The sequence below is a fragment of the Novosphingobium sp. MBES04 genome (genome assembly GCF_000813185.1).
Taxonomy (GTDB): Bacteria; Pseudomonadota; Alphaproteobacteria; order Sphingomonadales; family Sphingomonadaceae; genus Novosphingobium; species Novosphingobium decolorationis.
Map to the genome: position 1 here is coordinate 1,112,207 of NZ_DF850489.1, position 15,589 is coordinate 1,127,795.

The following is a 15,589-nucleotide window of genomic DNA, read 5'->3' on the forward strand; positions in this document are numbered from 1 at the left end:
AACGAAGCCTGAGCCCAGGCTTGCGGAGCCGTTCTTTCCGAACCTGTTAAGCCAGGGCGTCGTCCATTGCCTCGCACGCCAGTCGCGCTAGCCTCGGGAAGGCTTCGGCGCGGGTAATCGCCTGGGCATTCGCGGCCGTTCCGCGCAGTATGCGCCCCTTGATTCCGTGAAAAATTGCGGCGAGGCGGAACAATTGGAAGGTCATGTAGAAGCGCCAAGCGGGAATGTGTTCACGTCCCATGCGGGTGCAATAGGCCTCCACGAAGCTCTTCTCGTCGGGAATGTTGAGTGCGGCGAGATCCGCGCCCTTGAGACCAGCGACGATGTCCGGCGGCATGCGATACATCATCGCGGCATAGGCGAAATCGGCAAGCGGATGCCCGAGCGTTGACAGCTCCCAGTCAAGGACCGCGATCACGCGTGGTTCGGTGGGATGGAAAATCATGTTGTCACAGCGAAAATCGCCGTGGACGAGCGTGGTCTCATCGCCCTCGGGAATGTGGGCGGGCAACCATTCGATGAGCCTGTCCATGTCCGCGTTGCGCCCCGCGGCCGCATCGGCGAGATACTGTTTCGACCAGCGTCCGATCTGGCGCGCGAAATAATTGCCGGGCTTACCGTAATCGCCGAGCCCGAGCCCTTCGTAGTCGACCTGGTGCAGAGCAGCCAAAGTCGCATTCATCGCGTCGAAGTAAAGTGGCCGCTCCTCGCGCGAGGCTTCGGGAAACGTCGCGTCCCAGAATATGCGTCCCTCGACGAGGTCCATCACGAAGAACCAGGTCCCGATGACGGTATCGTCGGTGCAAATGCCATGAACGCGGGGGACCGGGAAACCTGTGGGGCCGAGCGCGGCCATGATCCTGGCCTCGCGCTCCACCGCGTGGGCCCCCTTGAGGATCTCGCCGGGAGGCTTGCGGCGCAGCACGTAGCGAGCGTCCGGCGTCGTCAGCTGGTAGGTCGGGTTTGACTGTCCCCCGCGGAACTGTGCGATCGAAAGCGGGCCCGCATAGCCCTCGACGTGCGCGCACATCCAGGAATCGAGCCGGTCGAGATCAATCTCGTAGCCGGGCCGAACCGGGGTGGTTCCACTGTTGGCGGCCGCGATACTGTCGGTCATGCACGCACCTGCCCTGCATCCGCGACCTGCGCCTCACGCCATTCCCGCTTGATCTTCTTGGCGAGCGACCACTTGTGAACTTCGGTCGGACCATCGTAGACGCGGAAGGCGCGTACCTCACGGAAGATCTGTTCGACTACGGTCTTGTCGGTTAGGCCGTTCCCGCCCATGACCTGCACGCAATTGTCTGCGATCCGCATCAGCGCCTCGGACACGGCAACCTTGGCCATCGAGCTTTCCTGCGTGCCGAGCCCGCCTTCGTCGAGCACGCTCGCGCACCATTCGATCATAAGCTGCGCCTGTTTGAGATCGATGCGGTTCTGCGCGAGCAGGAAGCCCACGCCCTCGTGATCGATCAGCGTCTTGCCGAAGGCCTCACGGCGGCAGGCGTAGTCGGTTGCGATTTCCTGCGCGCGGATGCAGCAGCCAAGCCAGCGCATGCAGTGGGAGAGCCGGGCCGGGCTGAGCCTGACCTGTGCATAGCGAAAGCCCTCCCCGGCCTCGCCCAGCATCTGGTCAGCCGGAACGCGCAGGTCCTTGATCTCCACGGTCGCGTGCGAACCGGGCATCGAGGTGTCTATGGTATTGGGCACATCGACGATGCGGATGGCCGGATCGGGCAAGTCGACGAGGAACATGCAGGCTCCACCCGCACTGTCAGGATCCTCGGACTTGGCCATGACGATCCCCACCCGCGCCCCGTCGGCGCCGGTGATAAAGGCTTTGCGGCCGTTGATGATCCAATGGTTGCCGTCCTTGCGGCAAGTGGTCATCATCATCATCGGATCCGATCCGGCTCCGCCCCACTCGGCCGGTTCGGTCATGAAGAAGGCGCTGCGCGCCTCTCCCGAGACCAGCGGCGCGAGGAAGCGCTCCTTGAGATGGGGCGCGGCGACGTGCCCGAGAAGATACATGTTGCCTTCGTCGGGCGCCATCGTGTTGAGCGCAACAGGTCCAAGCGGAGACAGCCCCGAACGGATGAGGACGTAGGCCGTCCCCTCCTGCGTGAGGTGCGCGCCATCCGGCAGAATATGCGGCGTCATCAGGCCTTCGGCCCGTGCAAGGGCGCGCAATTCGCGCACGAGTTCCTCGGTGGGGGCGCCATGATGGTCACGACGCGGGTCGCTTTCGTAGGGAATGATCGTCGTGCGCACGAAGGCTTCCACCTTCGCGCCGATTGCCCATGCCGGATCGTCCGCCTTCAATGCCATTGTCCTCGAACCCATTTTTCATCTGCCCCGGTGGCCCGGGCGCGTGTCCATGGCGAGGGGATAGACACTCCTGCAAGGGCCTCGCCCCCACCTTTAGGAGGGGGATCCTCGCGAGCGCTCCGACGGAGCTTCCCAAAGGTTCAGCGCGTCCTTCAAAGAGAGCTCTTGTGCCCTCGCGATGCGCCCTGGCGTCCTCGAGAAACGCGGCGCGGGTGTGGACTGCCACACCTCATCGCGCTCCACGAACACATCCCGCGCCACGTTCGCGGGATGCTCCATCGCCTCGGACAACGTGAGGACCGGCGTCACGCAGGCATCGGTTGCCGCGAAGATTGCTTCCCAGTGCGCCCGTGGGGCACGCGCAAAAGCCTGCGCGAGCGACGTTTCCAGAGCTGGCCAGCGGCTTCGTTCATGCTGGGGATAAAGCGCGACATCAAGGCCCAGTCCCGTCAGCAGCGCGGCATAAAACTGCGGCTCCAGCGCGCCGACGGCCACGTGCCCGCCATCGGCGCAGGCATAGCAACGGTAGAAGGGGGCTCCGCCATCGAGCAGGTTGGCCTGCGGCTGCTCACACCACTGCCCATTTGCAAGCAGGGCGTGGAACAGGCCCATGAGGTGGCTCACACCATCGACAATTGCCGCGTCGAGCACCTGCCCTTCTCCACTCTTGCGGGCATGGAGTATCGCGCTGACGATCCCGAAGGCGAGATAGAGCGCACCTCCCGCATAATCGCCCACGAGGTTGAGCGGAGCCTGCGGACGCCCGTCGCTCCCGCGCAGCGCGTGGAGCGCGCCGGTGATGGCCAGATAGTTGATGTCGTGCCCGGCTCGCGCATGAAACGGCCCGTTTTGCCCCCATCCCGTCGCGCGCGCATAGACAAGCCGAGGAGCCCGCTCCAGACATATGTCCGGACCGAGGCCCAGGCGCTCCATGACGCCTGGACGCATTCCCTCGATTAGCGCATCGGTGCGCGCCACCAGAGCAAGAACCCCGTCTCGTCCCGCCGTAGACTTGAGATCGACTTCGACGCTCGTGCGGCCACGGTGCAAAATGGCCGCACCTACGTCGGCATAAGCGCTCTGCCCGCCTGGACGCGTGATCCGCACCACGTCTGCGCCCATGTCGGCCAGGAGCATCCCGCAGAGCGGCACCGGCCCGATCGCGTCGAGCTCAAGGATGCGCAGGCCCTCCAGCGGACCACCGGGACGCATCGCCCCTGCCCCGTCATCGGCCTGTGCGCGGGGGCGAGCGAAGGGATCCGTCATCGAGCCGTCTCCATCTGTTCTCCTTGAATTGCCGAAAGTTACCGGACGCCTCCTCAGTACCGAATGCGCAGGCCCAGCGTGAAATAGCGCCCAATCACGTCGTAGAGGGATCCATCGTAGGCCTGATTGAAGCCCAGGTTCGTCGAGTTGGTCCGCCCCACGCGAGGCTTCTGATTGAACAGGTTGTTCACGTTGAAAAAGAACTCAGGGTTCCCAAACGTCCCCTCATCGAACGCGTAGCGCAGCGTCACGTTGGTGTAGAAGACGCTCTTTACGCTGTTGTCATCCACCGTGATCGGCAGCACCACGCGGGTCGTCTTGCCGATGTAACGCTCCTGGACCGAAAGCGAGAGGCCCCCGCTCGAGTAGGTCGCCGAGAGATTGCCCCGCCAGCGCGGCAGGCCCGGCGTTCCCGCCTGCTCGACCGTAGGCGCGCCCGGGTTGGTGAACTGGTAGGTGTCGAGATAGGTGCCGATGCCGCGCAGGCGCAGGAAGCCATCGCCCAGTGCGGTGTCGTAGTTGGCCTCGAAATCGATGCCCGAGACCCGGCCCGACTGGACATTCTGGAGCGGAGCGTTGATCTCGGTCAGCACGCCCGCATCGTCCCGGGTGATCAGGCCGCAGAACAGGGCGTTGCCCGCATCGCACTGGTCGACGACGGTCTGGAAACCCACCTGCGTGATCGAATCCGACAGCTTGATCCGGTAGTAATCGACCGACATGCCCAGGCCGGGCAGCCAGTCGGGCCGGTAGACCGCGCCGAAAGTCAGGGTCCGGGCCTTCTCGGGGCGAAGTGCGGTGTTGCTGCCCGAGAAGGTGAAGATGTTGAGGAACGTCTGGCCGTTGAAATCCGGATCGCTGATCGTGGTGACCGAGCGCACGATGCCCCCGAACAGTTCGTTGATATTCGGCGCGCGAATGTCCTGCGAAAGGCTGCCGCGCAGGCGGAAGCCATCGAAGACTTCATTCGTCACGCCCACTTTCCAGGTCGTGACGCTGCCGCTGGTGCTGTAGTTGGTGCGCCGGATAGCCGCGTTGAGGCTGAGGTCACGCGCCAGCGGGACGTCGTTCAGGAGCGGCACCTGCACTTCGCCGAAGACCTCCTTGACGTTGTAGGACCCCGCGCTGGAACTGAGGTTGCCCGCACTCCAGCCAAACGACATGCCAGTGGGATCAGCGATCTGATCGAGCGAGACCTTGCGATATTCCGCGCCGAGCGCCGCGCTGATCGGACCGGCCCAGCCTTCGAGGAGCGTTCCGTGCATCGAGGCCGCGGCAACGTCCTGCTTGGTCGTCGCGCGCGCCATCGAGGTGCCGGTGAGGTAGCCGCGCTGGGCCTCACTCAGCGGGATCTCGCCGAAGGGATCGGTCGGGACACAACCGTTGCCCGGATCCATGAGGGAGGAGCGGCACACGATCGTGCCGTCCGGTTCGAACACCGCGTCGGTCGCCAGGCGTGAGCGCGCCTGGTAGCGGCTGTTCTCGGCGCCGTAGCGGGTCTTGGAAACACTATGCGTACCATAGACGTCCAGTTCCCAGTTCCCCCACAGCTTCGCGTTGAGGCCGGTCGAGATGCTGTAGGTATCGCTCTCGAAGAACGTGACGTTGCGCCCGTAGTTGCGGTCGAGTTTGCCGAGCTGGATCGAGGTAAGTCCGTTCTCGTCCATGAGCTGGGCTATCGAGTCCGGAAGGTAAGCGTTGTCGCGCTGGATACGGTAGCGTTGCCGCCAAGGTTGAAGAAGTAGAGGTTGGGGCTGCGTGACTTGGCATGGCCGTAGCTCCTTCGGCAAAGATCTCGACGCCGTCGAAGATTTCGTACTTCGCATGGGCATAGCCGCTCACGTTCTTGACGTCGGCGCTGAGCGGCTGCGCGTAACGGGCGCCGTCGCCCCCCACCTGCAAGGCACCCGAAACCAGACTGCCAGGTGTGTAGGGGATCGGGTTGCCCGCGGCATCGAACTGGATATTGTTGAGGCCCGGCGTGATGATCCGGCCCCCGAAGGTCGCAGTGGTAATGGTCACGTTCTCGCGGAACAGGAGATCGGGCTCACCGGGCTGACCCGAGTTGGGATTGGGCATGGTCGACCATCCAGCCCGGGCATAGTCGCGTTTTTCGCCCTGGAGCAGGTCCTGGCTGTTGTAGTTGACGCTGGCCACGATGTGCCCGCGCGGGCCGAGGTTCGTGCCTCCTGCAATCTCAAAGGCCCGTGCGGCGGCGTCGCCGTAAGTCGAGAGGCTCTGGCGGGCCTCGGCCGTCAGGCCCTGGTAGTCGGTGTCGATGATGTAGTTGACCACGCCCGCGATCGCGTCCGAACCGTAGGCCGACGAGGCGCCACCGGTCACGATGTCGACACGCTTGACCAGTGATTGCGGGAACACGCCCGCGTCAACCAATCCTGAACCACCGAAGATCGCCGGTCGACGCCCATTGAGAAGGGTGAGCGTGCGGTTGGCTCCCAGGTTACGCAAGTTCGGCGTGTTCTGCGTGCTCGGACCACCGCCAATGGTGGGATTGGGCGTGGCCGGAGAGCCCGAAGCCGTCAGCTGCGGCAACTGGCGCAGCGCCTCGTTCAGGTTCGGTGCAGCGTCCTTGAGCTGGGCGGAGCTGAGCACGGTGACGGGCGTGGGGGCCTGTTCGCCGTTGGTGATCGCGCGCGAACCGGTGACGATGATCTCCTCGGCCTCCTTGGGCGCAATCGTTTGCTCTGGTGCAGGCGGCGAAGCTGGTGGCACCTCTTGTCGGGCCAGAGCTACTCCCGGAACGATGCAGGCCGCAGACGCGAGCAGACAGGTGTAAAGTCGCATTTCAGGTCTCCCCAGATCGTAATGTTATTTTTGATTTCCGGAAATTGTCGTCCGGTCGCTTTGGTTGCCCCCCCCTCTTTGAGGGGGGGGGCCTGAAAATTCCGGTACGGCGCGGATCTCCGCGCCCGGATCACCCCGGAACTTCCCCTGGACGCCCTTTGGCCGCCCAGAAGCACAGGCTGGAGGCGAGGCTGACGATGGTGACCGCGATGAGCGCCCAGCGCAGCCCTTGCGCCTCGCCCATCGACTGGGCCAGCCAATCGCTGATAAGGCCGATCGAAAGCGGCCCGAAACCCAGCCCCAGCGCGTTGAGAAGAAAGAGGAAGATGGCAAGCACCGTGGCCCGCGAACGGGCGTGCGTCATGCGCTGCACGGCGGCGTAGATCGGCCCGTACCACATGCTCTTGAGCGCGACGGGCACAACCAGCAACGCCAACGAAAAGCCTGCCGATGGAAAGACCAAGGTCGCGATGTAGAGCGGGGCCGCCAGCGCACTGCCCAGCGCGGGAACCCACAGATAGGCGTGGGGCGAGCGCCAGCGGTCGCCCAGTTGCCCGCCCAGAATGGTCCCGATAGCCCCTCCCAGACCGAAGGCGATGCCAAGACCGATGCCAAGGACCGTCGTCGGCCCGGCAAGACCCCACGCCTTGGCAAGGTCGTCCAGCTGGTCCGCATGGTTGCGCAGAAAAAACGAGGCGTAGAACGTCTGCTGGCCATAGCCCACGAAGGTGGTCAGCGCGGCACCCGCCGCGATCCACCAGAACGCGGTGTTGCGCCGCAGGCTGGCGGCCACTTCGCCCAGCGAGGGAACCGTGTCTTGACTGCGCACGGCTTTGCCCGCCTCGGCATCCGCCCTGCCACGCGGGTCACGCAGGAGCATCCGGATCAGGATCGCGAGCAGGATGCCCGGAGGCCCGACGATCCAGAACGCCCAGCGCCAGCCCAGCGCATCGACCACGAAACCGCCCAGCACCATCCCCAGAAGAGCTCCCATCGGCACGCCCAGGTTGTAGAGCGCAAGCGCGCGGGACTGGTAGGCACGCGGCGTGGCGTCCGCGATCATCGACATCGCTGGAGGACTGCCACCGGCTTCGCCAAGGCCAACCCCGATGCGCGCCGCGAAAACCTCGATGAAATTACGGCCCAGCCCAAACAGCGCGGTGCACCCGCTCCAGACCATCAGCGCGGCGGTGATGATGTTCACCCGATCGGTACGTTCGGCAAGGCGCGCGACGGGCAGGCCCAGCGTCGTGTAGAGAAGCGCGAAGCCCAGTCCACTCATCGCCCCGATCTGCCAGTCGGCCAGATCGAGGTCCGTTTTCATGTGCTCGGCCACGATGTTCACGATCTGACGATCAAGGTAGCTGAATGCGTATGTCAGGAACATCATCCCGACCAACAGGTAAGGCACGCCCGCTGAAGGCCGATCGCCTGAGTCCGCGTGCCCGGTGGAAAGGGAAGCGTTCATAGGGTCGTCTCCGCTTGGGTGCAGGAAAAGCTGGCAGCCTGGTCAATCGGACCGCCTCGATAGTGCGCATGGGCGGGATAGGCGCAGAGCGGACGTGTGTAGGTTCCGCCGAGTCCGTTTTTCGTACCTGGAGCAAGGGGGGAGGCTTCGTTCGCTTCCTCGCCAGGCACATGCCCGCGCGCCACGATCGCTTCCGGCGCCTTGTCTTCTTCGACCCACTTCACCAGTGCACCGAGCAGATCCGCTTTCTCGGGGCCGGGACCTCCGCCGCAATGGCCGACCCCGGGGGCAACGAAGAAGCGCGCGAAGTTGCCGCGCTGCGTTCCGTAGCGCTTCCCCAGGCGGTCAACGTAGCCCTGCGTCTGATAGAGCGAGTGGGTGGCGTCGGCCGCGCCGGCCCACAGGAGCAACTTGCCCGCGTGTGCACGGAAGGCATCGAGGTCCGGCGTGTCGTTGATCATGGCGATGCCCGCGGCATCGTCGGGATTGCCGCTCTGCGCCGGCCAGGCGCGGACCGGATCGGCCGGGCTCCTGGCATACGGATAGCGCAGCGCGATCGCGGGCCCCTGCTTCAGCGCGAAGGGCCGGGCCGGATCGTGCCAGACCATGCGCAGCATGTTCGAGGAAAAGTGCAGCCGGATCGAATCGGATTTTAGCTTCGCGTAATCACCCAGCCACCAGGCCCGAAAGCCCGCGCGGCGCGCGGTGATTCCGGTGTCCCAGGGATAGCCCGGATAAAGCTGATCACCCGACGCGTTGCGTACCGGCGCGTGCAAGGTGCGCAGGGCGGTCACTTGGCCAGGGAGAAGGCAGCTCGCCTCTTTTTCCCCCGGGCAGGTCACGGTGCGAAGCTGGGCGACGACTCGATGTCCACTGCATTGCCGGTAGTTGGAGACAAGTCCATCGACGAGGCCGTCCGCGCCATCGCAGGCCCGCGCGATGGCGTTCGCGGCCAGAAGGAGATCGCCATCCGAAAAGACCTTGTGGATGGCGGGTTGTCCGTCGGGATCGAGCAACCCGCGGGCGCGAGCCTCCTTCGCCAGCGCTTGCAGGCCGTGGACCGAGGACACCGACTGCATGGGCTGCAGGAACTGTGGAGCCCCGGCAAGGACGCCATCGAAGTGGTCGGGGAAACGTTGCGCCATCAGGAGCGCCTCGCGCCCTCCTTCCGAACAGCCGACAAAATAGCTATGCATCGGCGCGCCATAGAACTTCGCGGACAGCGATTTCCCGACGCGCGCGACCATGTCGTACGCGTTGAAGAAGTGATCGCGCCGGGCCTGTGGATCGCGCCCGAAGGCGGCCGATCCCCCCGCTTCGGGATCGGCGTTCGCCGCGTTGTGCCCACCGTCGGTATCAATCACCGCGAAGCCGCGAAGGAGCGGCGTGGTGTCCGAGGCGAAGACGTGATCGAGCGCTGTGGGAGTTGCTCCGTTGGAACCGCCACCGCCCAGTTGCACGAAGCGGCCGTTCCAAGCCCCTCCGACTGGCAGGCGCAGGACGAAGGCAATCGCATAGTCCCGCCCGTCCACAGGGCTGGTACGGGGATTGATTCGGCCTGCGATCCGGCAATGGCGGGGAAGCGCCTGCCCTTCCCATTCTCCGGTCTCGATGCGCGGTGCCTCAAAATTGACAGGCACGCCGAGTTCGCGGGACAGCTGGTTCCGCGCAAGGGCTGAGCATCGGGCGCCCTCGTCTCTGGTACCAGCCCAGGCGACCTCGACACGGCCCGGAGTGCCGTACGCTAGCGGCGCTCCGGCGCACGCCAGCGAGACGCACGTGCGAACCAATGAACAGGCTCTCATGGCCCCTCCCCGGTGTTCTTGCTTTTTGTCGGCTGAAGTCTGGCCCGGTTCTCGAGGCCATCCCCCATCCCAAAGCAGGGGGACGGCGATTCCGATGAAATTTTGTTGAGAAGGCTCCTGATCAGAGCGAGGAGACCAGATGTCCCCCGTCGACGCAGATATCCGCACCGGTCAGGTAGGAACCGGCGTCCGATGCGAGCAGAAGCAAAGGGCCGTCCAGCTCTTCGGCTCTGCCCAGACGGCGCTGCGGCACGCGCCGGATCAGCGCGGCGCCCGCCTCACTGGCAAAGAAGTCCGCATTGAGATCGGTCTCGATATACCCCGGGCAAAGCGCGTTTACGCGGATGCCGTGGCGCGCCCATTCGAGGGCGAGGCTGCGGGTAAGCTGCACCACCCCGGCCTTGGCCGTCGCGTAGGCGGACAAGCTGCCCGCCACGCGGTGGCCGAGGATCGAGGCGATGTTGACGATCGCCCCACCGCGTCCCGAGGCTCGCATCCCCTGCGCGGCGCAGCGGGCGACAAGGAAGACACCGGTGAGATCGGTTGAGAGAACCCGATTCCAGTCGTCGAGCGAAGTCTCCAGCGCCGGCGAGGTGATCGTCACGCCCGCGTTATTGATGACGATGTCGAAGTCCGAGCCTACGAGCGCGGCCATGACCGAACTCTCGTCGCACACATCGAGCACAACGCGCGAGGCCACATGCCCCGCTCCTCTCAGTTCGGCGACCAGGGCATCAAGGGGCTCCGTCCGGCGCGCACCAACGACGACCTCGGCCCCGGCTCGGGCCAGAACCCCGGCGAAATGCCGCCCCAAACCGGACGATGCTCCCGTCACCAGCGCGCGCTTGCCTTGCAGCGAGAGGATGTCGCTCATGCGTCTTCCCCCGCCAGGACAGGGCGGACCTGACGTACCCGTTCGGCTTCGGCGCGGACGGCCTCGATTGCCGCAGGATCGGGATGGAAGCGCGGTCCAGCCCGGTCGGCAAAGCGGGTGCAATCGGCCACGAAAGCGTCGACCCCGACGGTCGAGATGAGCGAAAGTGCGCCGCCCGTCCAGGCCGGAAAACCGATCCCGAGCACCGAGCCGAGGTCTGCGCTCGCCTCGTCGTCGATCACCCCTTCAGCCAGGCATCGAGCGCTTTCAAGCGCCTGAATGTAGAGCAAGCGCTTGGCGACATCGTCTGCGGCAGGCTGGCTCTCGGCCAGCGGGAACAGATCGGCGAGCCCTTCCCACAGATGCTTACCCTCGTCGGTAAAGGTATAGAATCCGCCACCCGTCTTGCGGCCAAGACGTCCCCTTGCGTTCATTGCCTCGACCACCGGCTCGGCATGGGCCCGCAGGAACCGCGCATCGAGGCCGTCGCGCTGGGCCTGTTCGATCACCCGCTTCTGGAGGTCGAGCGAGACCTCGTCGGTCACTGCCAGCGGTGGTGCGGGGAAGCCCGCCTCGCGCGCGGCGTTCTCGATGAGTGCGGGCGACACGCCTTCGCGCAGCATCGCCATCGCCTCGTCGATATACGTGCAGAACACGCGGCTCGTATAAAAGCCAGGGCTGTCGTGAACGAGGATCGGCGTCTTGCGCAGGCGCCCCGCCAGCGCAAAAGCATCGGCCATCGTCGCCGGAGAGGTCTCGGGCCCGGCGATGATCTCCACCAGCGGCATGCGCTCGACCGGCGAAAAGAAGTGCATGCCGATAAAGCGGGAGGGGTCGGGCAACCCTTGCGCAAGGCTGCCGATCGAAAGGGTCGACGTATTGGACGTCAGCACGCCGCCCGGGGCGAGCCCGGCTAACGCGTCCTTGTAAACCGCGCCCTTGATGTCCCGATCCTCGAAAACCGCCTCGATGATGAGGTCTGTGCCCGAAAGACCAGCCGGATCGGCGGTCGGACGAATCCGTGCGACGATCTCGTGGGCAGATTCTTCGCTGCGCCGTCCGCGCTCGACCTCTTTCGCGCGCTGCCTGGCTGCGTGGTCCTGCGCGCGCTGGGCGGCTTCAGCGCTCGTGTCGAGGAGCACGACGTCGATCCCGGCGCCGGCCGCCACGTTTGCGATGCCAGCTCCCATCATGCCTGCGCCGATCACGCCAAGACGGCCAACCTCCAGCGGTTCGTGCCCCGACGCGTCCAGATCCCGCTTTCGGGCCCGGTTCTGGCGCAGGAAGGCGCGCACGAGGTTGCCCGAAACCTTCCCGCCGATCAGCGTGCCGAAATACTTGGCTTCGATCTTCAGCCCGACGTCCATCGCCACCTGGGTGCCCTCGTAGACCGCCGAGAGGATCGCGATTGGGGCGGGATAGCGACCCCGGCGCGCCCGCAACTGGCTGGCTCGGGCCTGGAAACTGCGGGCGGCGTGCGACGCCAGAGGACCCGCGCCTCCCGGGATCTGGTAGCCCTTGACGTCCCAGGGCTGCACTCCGGCCGGCCCAGCAAGGAGCCATTCGCGCGCGCGGGCGAGAAGCGCCTCCTCGCTGTCCTCCAGGTCTTCGACGATCCCCGTCGCATGGGCTTTCGCAGGATCGAGGCGCCTTCCCTCGAGAAGGAGAGGCAGCGCCTTCTCGATGCCGAGCATGCGGGCGAGGCGCTGGGTGCCGCCGGCACCGGGCAGAAGGCCCAGCGTCACTTCGGGCAATCCGATCGCAATGTCCGCACGGGCCAGCAGGACGCGCCGGTGGCAGGCCAGCGCCAGTTCGAGCCCACCGCCGAGCGCGAGCCCGTTGATCGCGGCGACGACCGGCTTGCCGCAGGTCTCCAGCTTGCGCAGCACGCTGCCGTTGGCAATTGCCCAGGCGGCGCCTTGTGCCGGTGTCAGCCCACCGGCCTGCATGTCGAGGATCTGCTCGACATCGGCGCCCGCCATGAAACCTGAGGCCTTGCCCGAGGTGAGGATCACGCCGCGCACGGCCGGGTTGGCAGCCACGTCGTCGATGGCCCGGTCTAGATCTTCGAAGAACTCAGGCGTCAGCACGTTGAACGCGTGGCCCGGAACATCGACCTGCCAGAGCGCGATGCCCGCCTCGTCGAGAGAGGTGTGGATCGTGGTCATGATTTCAGCTTTCCTTTCAGACCCGCTCGACGATCGTGGCGATGGCCATTCCGGCCGCCGCGCACAGCGTGACGAGAGCAGTGTTGAGATCGCGGCGCTCCAGTTCGTCGATGACCGTGCCCAGAATCATCGCGCCCGTGGCGCCCAGCGGATGGCCCATGGCGATGGCTCCTCCGGCCACATTGACCCGGTCGGGCTCGATGCCCATTTCGCGCATGTAGCGCAGCACGACGCTGGCGAAGGCCTCGTTGACCTCAAACAGATCGATGTCCGAAATCTCCATCCCGGCCCGGGCCAGCGCCTTGCGCGAGACCGGCCCCGGTCCGGTCAGCATGATCGCAGGTTCGGTGCCGATGGTCGCGAAGGCGCGGATGCGCGCGCGCGGCTTGAGGCCGCTCGCCGCGGCGAAATCGGCGTTGCCCACCAGGACGGCCGCGGCGCCATCGACGATGCCGCTCGAATTGCCCGCCGTGTGGAGATGGGCGATGGTCTCGATCTCGGGATAACGCTGGAGCATGATCGCATCGAGCCCGTCGCGTTTGCCCATGCCGGCGAAGACGGGAGCCAGCTTGCCAAGGTCGGCAAGCGTGGTGCCCGCCCGGACGTGTTCGTCGCGCGCCAGCACGACCTCGCCCAGGACATCGCGGACGGGCAGGATCGAACGATCGAACCAGCCATTCTCCCAGGCATGTGCGGCGCGGGCCTGGCTCTCGATCGCGTAAGTATCGAGCGTCTCCCGGCTGAACCCTTCCATCGTCGCGATGGTGTCCGCGCCGATGCCCTGGGGGATATACCAACTGCCCCAGTTCGCACTGGGATCGCTGTAGCAGGCACCGCCATCGCCGAAGATAGGCACGCGGCTCATCGATTCGACGCCGCCAGCCACGACCGCCATGCCGTCGCCTGCGATGACCTTGGCTGCGGCAAGGTTCACCGATTCCAGCGCGGAAGCGCAGAAACGGTTGACCTGGATTCCGGTCACCCGCTCGTCGTACCCGGCGAGCAGTGCGGCGATGCGGGGCATATCGCAGCCCTGTTCACCGACCGGCGTGACGATGCCCATGATCACGTCCTCGACCAGCGCCGTATCGAGATCGCTACGTGCGCTCAGCCCTGCGAGGACCTGCCGCGCCAGTTCGATCGGCGTGATCTCGTTCAGGCCGCCGCCCGGACGGCCCTTGCCGCGCGGCGTGCGCAGGTGATCGTAGATGAAGGCCTCTGCCATGAAAAATTCCTCGCTTGAAAGTCAGCAGGTAGCGCCGGGAACGGCATCCTCGCGCCACTGAGTGTATTCGATGCGCAGTTCGCGCTTGAGCACCTTGCCCAGCGCGTTGCGCGGCAGATCCGTGCGCAACAGGAGATGGGACAGGCGCTGGTGCTTGCCGAGCCGTGCGTTGGCCCAGATGCGCAGTTCCTCGGCCTCAATAGCCGCGCCGGGATGGAGAACGACCAGCCCCAGCGGGGTCTCGTCCCATTTCGGGTGGGCGATGCCGATCACGCAAACGTCCGCGACAGCCGGATGGCTGCACAGCACGCCCTCCAGATCCGCGGGATAGATGTTCAGCCCGCCCGAGATGATCATGTCCTTCTTCCGGTCGAGGATATAGAGGAAGCCCTCTTCGTCGAGTTTCCCGACATCGCCCGAACGCACGAAGCTGCGCCCGCCCGCATCGCGCCAGATCGCCGCACGCGTGGCGTCTTCGCGCCCCGCGTATTCGCGCAGGAGCCCCGGCCCGCGGGTTGCAATCTCACCCGCTTCGCCTGGCCCGCAGATACGCCCTTCGTCGAGAATGACCAGTTCCTGCCCCATCAGCGGCTTGCCCACCGACGTCGGTTTGGCCGCCTGATCCTCGGGGCGCAGCAATGTCGATCCGCCTTCGGTGAAGCCGTAAAGTTCATAGAAGCGGCGGCCGATGAGGCCGATCAGCCGCTTCTTTTCCTCAGGTCGCAGCGGGGATCCCGCCGAGAGCAGCACGCGCAGATCGGGGAATGCGCGCCCCTCCAGACGTCCCTCGTCAAGCAGGGCGCGCAACTGGCTGGGCACGGCGAACGTGTGGGTTATTCCCTCGGCCTCAAGCGCGTCTACATAGCGTTGCGCATCGTAGCGGGCATGGATGTGGAGCGTACCGCCGACAAGCAGCGTGGGCATGACCACGAGCCAGGTCCCGGCGGTATAGAGCGCGGTCGTCACCAGTCCCCTTGCGCCGGGCGCGTAGCCCATCTCGAAGCCGTTCGACAGCGCAAAATAGGTGCGAGCGCCGTGCAGGTGGACCACCCCTTTCGGCGCGCCGGTGGTGCCCGAACTGTACATGATCGAAAAAACGTCATGGGCACCCAGCACAACTGGCGGTTCGGCCTCGTCGACACCTGCGCTGAAGTCCGCAAAGTCGCGCCAGCCTCCATGCGCCCCTTCGGGCTCAGCGAAGTCGAGACCCACGAATCCGCCAGATACTATCGCCGTCAGCTGTGGCCTGACGGCATCGACGAGATGGCGTAAGTCTGCGGTGCAAAGGACATGGCTGGCGCCGCAATCGTTGAGGATCGTTGCCACCTGATCGGCCGCCAGCATCGAGGAAATCGGCACCATAGCTGCGCCCGACTTGACGGTACCAAACATCGCCACGCACGCCGCAACGGACGAGGAGGCCAGCACCGCGACCCGGTCCCCCTTGCCCACACCGCTGGCAAGAAGGGCGTTGGCGAGACGGTTCATCCGGGCGTTGAAGTCGCCCCAGGATACCACCTCCCCGGCGCATACGAGCGCAGGGGAGGCTGGGCGATTGCGCGCGTGACTCGCCCAGATCTCGGGTAGAACGGTATCCGCAATATCAAATGACGTCATTGACCTGACTCTCCCAACTGGTTCGGGAGCCCG

General features: G+C 65.5%; 10 protein-coding genes and 1 pseudogene. All 11 read right to left on the bottom strand.

Translation table 11 applies throughout. The features are described 5' to 3' along the window. Positions 1–46: 46 nt before the first annotated feature. Positions 47–1,117: a phosphotransferase gene (locus MBENS4_RS18765; RefSeq protein ID WP_039393653.1), complete on the bottom strand. Its 1,071-nt coding sequence runs from the start codon at positions 1,115–1,117 to the stop codon at positions 47–49. Beyond that, positions 1,114–2,328 carry an acyl-CoA dehydrogenase family protein gene (locus MBENS4_RS18770; RefSeq protein WP_039393654.1) on the bottom strand — a complete coding sequence of 405 codons (1,215 nt, stop codon included), beginning with the start codon at positions 2,326–2,328 and terminating at the stop codon, positions 1,114–1,116. Before MBENS4_RS18770 ends, MBENS4_RS18765 begins: the two co-directional genes overlap by 4 nt. A 93-nt stretch (positions 2,329–2,421) precedes the next feature. Then, positions 2,422–3,594, bottom strand: a complete 1,173-nt coding sequence (locus tag MBENS4_RS18775; protein ID WP_242405014.1) for a CaiB/BaiF CoA transferase family protein — start codon at positions 3,592–3,594, stop codon at positions 2,422–2,424. A 53-nt stretch (positions 3,595–3,647) separates the two neighbouring features. Then, positions 3,648–5,261, bottom strand: a complete 1,614-nt coding sequence (locus tag MBENS4_RS24350) for a TonB-dependent receptor domain-containing protein (protein WP_052322537.1) — start codon at positions 5,259–5,261, stop codon at positions 3,648–3,650. Positions 5,262–5,898: 637 nt separating this feature from the next. Continuing rightward, positions 5,899–6,399 (bottom strand): annotated as a pseudogene (locus tag MBENS4_RS26905) (TonB-dependent receptor plug domain-containing protein); the annotation flags it as partial. A 130-nt stretch (positions 6,400–6,529) separates the two neighbouring features. Beyond that, positions 6,530–7,867, bottom strand: coding sequence for a spinster family MFS transporter (locus MBENS4_RS18785; RefSeq protein ID WP_039393656.1), 1,338 nt, complete (start codon positions 7,865–7,867; stop codon positions 6,530–6,532). Next, on the bottom strand, positions 7,864–9,507 hold the full coding sequence (locus MBENS4_RS18790) for a tannase/feruloyl esterase family alpha/beta hydrolase (protein ID WP_159108099.1): 1,644 nt from the start codon (positions 9,505–9,507) through the stop codon (positions 7,864–7,866). The genes MBENS4_RS18785 and MBENS4_RS18790 overlap by 4 nt, the downstream gene beginning before the upstream one ends. 286 nt (positions 9,508–9,793) lie before the next feature. Next, on the bottom strand, positions 9,794–10,546 hold the full coding sequence (locus MBENS4_RS18795) for an SDR family NAD(P)-dependent oxidoreductase (RefSeq protein WP_039393660.1): 753 nt from the start codon (positions 10,544–10,546) through the stop codon (positions 9,794–9,796). Further along, positions 10,543–12,714: a 3-hydroxyacyl-CoA dehydrogenase NAD-binding domain-containing protein gene (locus tag MBENS4_RS18800; RefSeq protein ID WP_052322540.1), complete on the bottom strand. Its 2,172-nt coding sequence runs from the start codon at positions 12,712–12,714 to the stop codon at positions 10,543–10,545. The genes MBENS4_RS18795 and MBENS4_RS18800 overlap by 4 nt, the downstream gene beginning before the upstream one ends. A gap of 16 nt (positions 12,715–12,730) precedes the next feature. Next, positions 12,731–13,939: an acetyl-CoA C-acetyltransferase gene (locus tag MBENS4_RS18805; RefSeq protein ID WP_039393662.1), complete on the bottom strand. Its 1,209-nt coding sequence runs from the start codon at positions 13,937–13,939 to the stop codon at positions 12,731–12,733. Between the two features lie 21 nt (positions 13,940–13,960). Continuing rightward, entirely contained in the window at positions 13,961–15,556 is a 1,596-nt protein-coding gene (locus MBENS4_RS18810) for a class I adenylate-forming enzyme family protein (RefSeq protein WP_084592240.1), read from the bottom strand. Positions 15,557–15,589: the final 33 nt, after the last annotated feature.

Coding starts and splice junctions, on each gene's coding strand:
- MBENS4_RS18765 (WP_039393653.1), bottom strand. CDS start 1,117: ATGACCGACAGTATCGCGGCCGCCAACAGTGGAACCACCCCGGTTCGG.
- MBENS4_RS18770 (WP_039393654.1), bottom strand. CDS start 2,328: ATGGCATTGAAGGCGGACGATCCGGCATGGGCAATCGGCGCGAAGGTG.
- MBENS4_RS18775 (WP_242405014.1), bottom strand. CDS start 3,594: ATGACGGATCCCTTCGCTCGCCCCCGCGCACAGGCCGATGACGGGGCA.
- MBENS4_RS24350 (WP_052322537.1), bottom strand. CDS start 5,261: ATGGACGAGAACGGACTTACCTCGATCCAGCTCGGCAAACTCGACCGC.
- MBENS4_RS18785 (WP_039393656.1), bottom strand. CDS start 7,867: ATGAACGCTTCCCTTTCCACCGGGCACGCGGACTCAGGCGATCGGCCT.
- MBENS4_RS18795 (WP_039393660.1), bottom strand. CDS start 10,546: ATGAGCGACATCCTCTCGCTGCAAGGCAAGCGCGCGCTGGTGACGGGA.
- MBENS4_RS18800 (WP_052322540.1), bottom strand. CDS start 12,714: ATGACCACGATCCACACCTCTCTCGACGAGGCGGGCATCGCGCTCTGG.
- MBENS4_RS18805 (WP_039393662.1), bottom strand. CDS start 13,939: ATGGCAGAGGCCTTCATCTACGATCACCTGCGCACGCCGCGCGGCAAG.
- MBENS4_RS18810 (WP_084592240.1), bottom strand. CDS start 15,556: ATGACGTCATTTGATATTGCGGATACCGTTCTACCCGAGATCTGGGCG.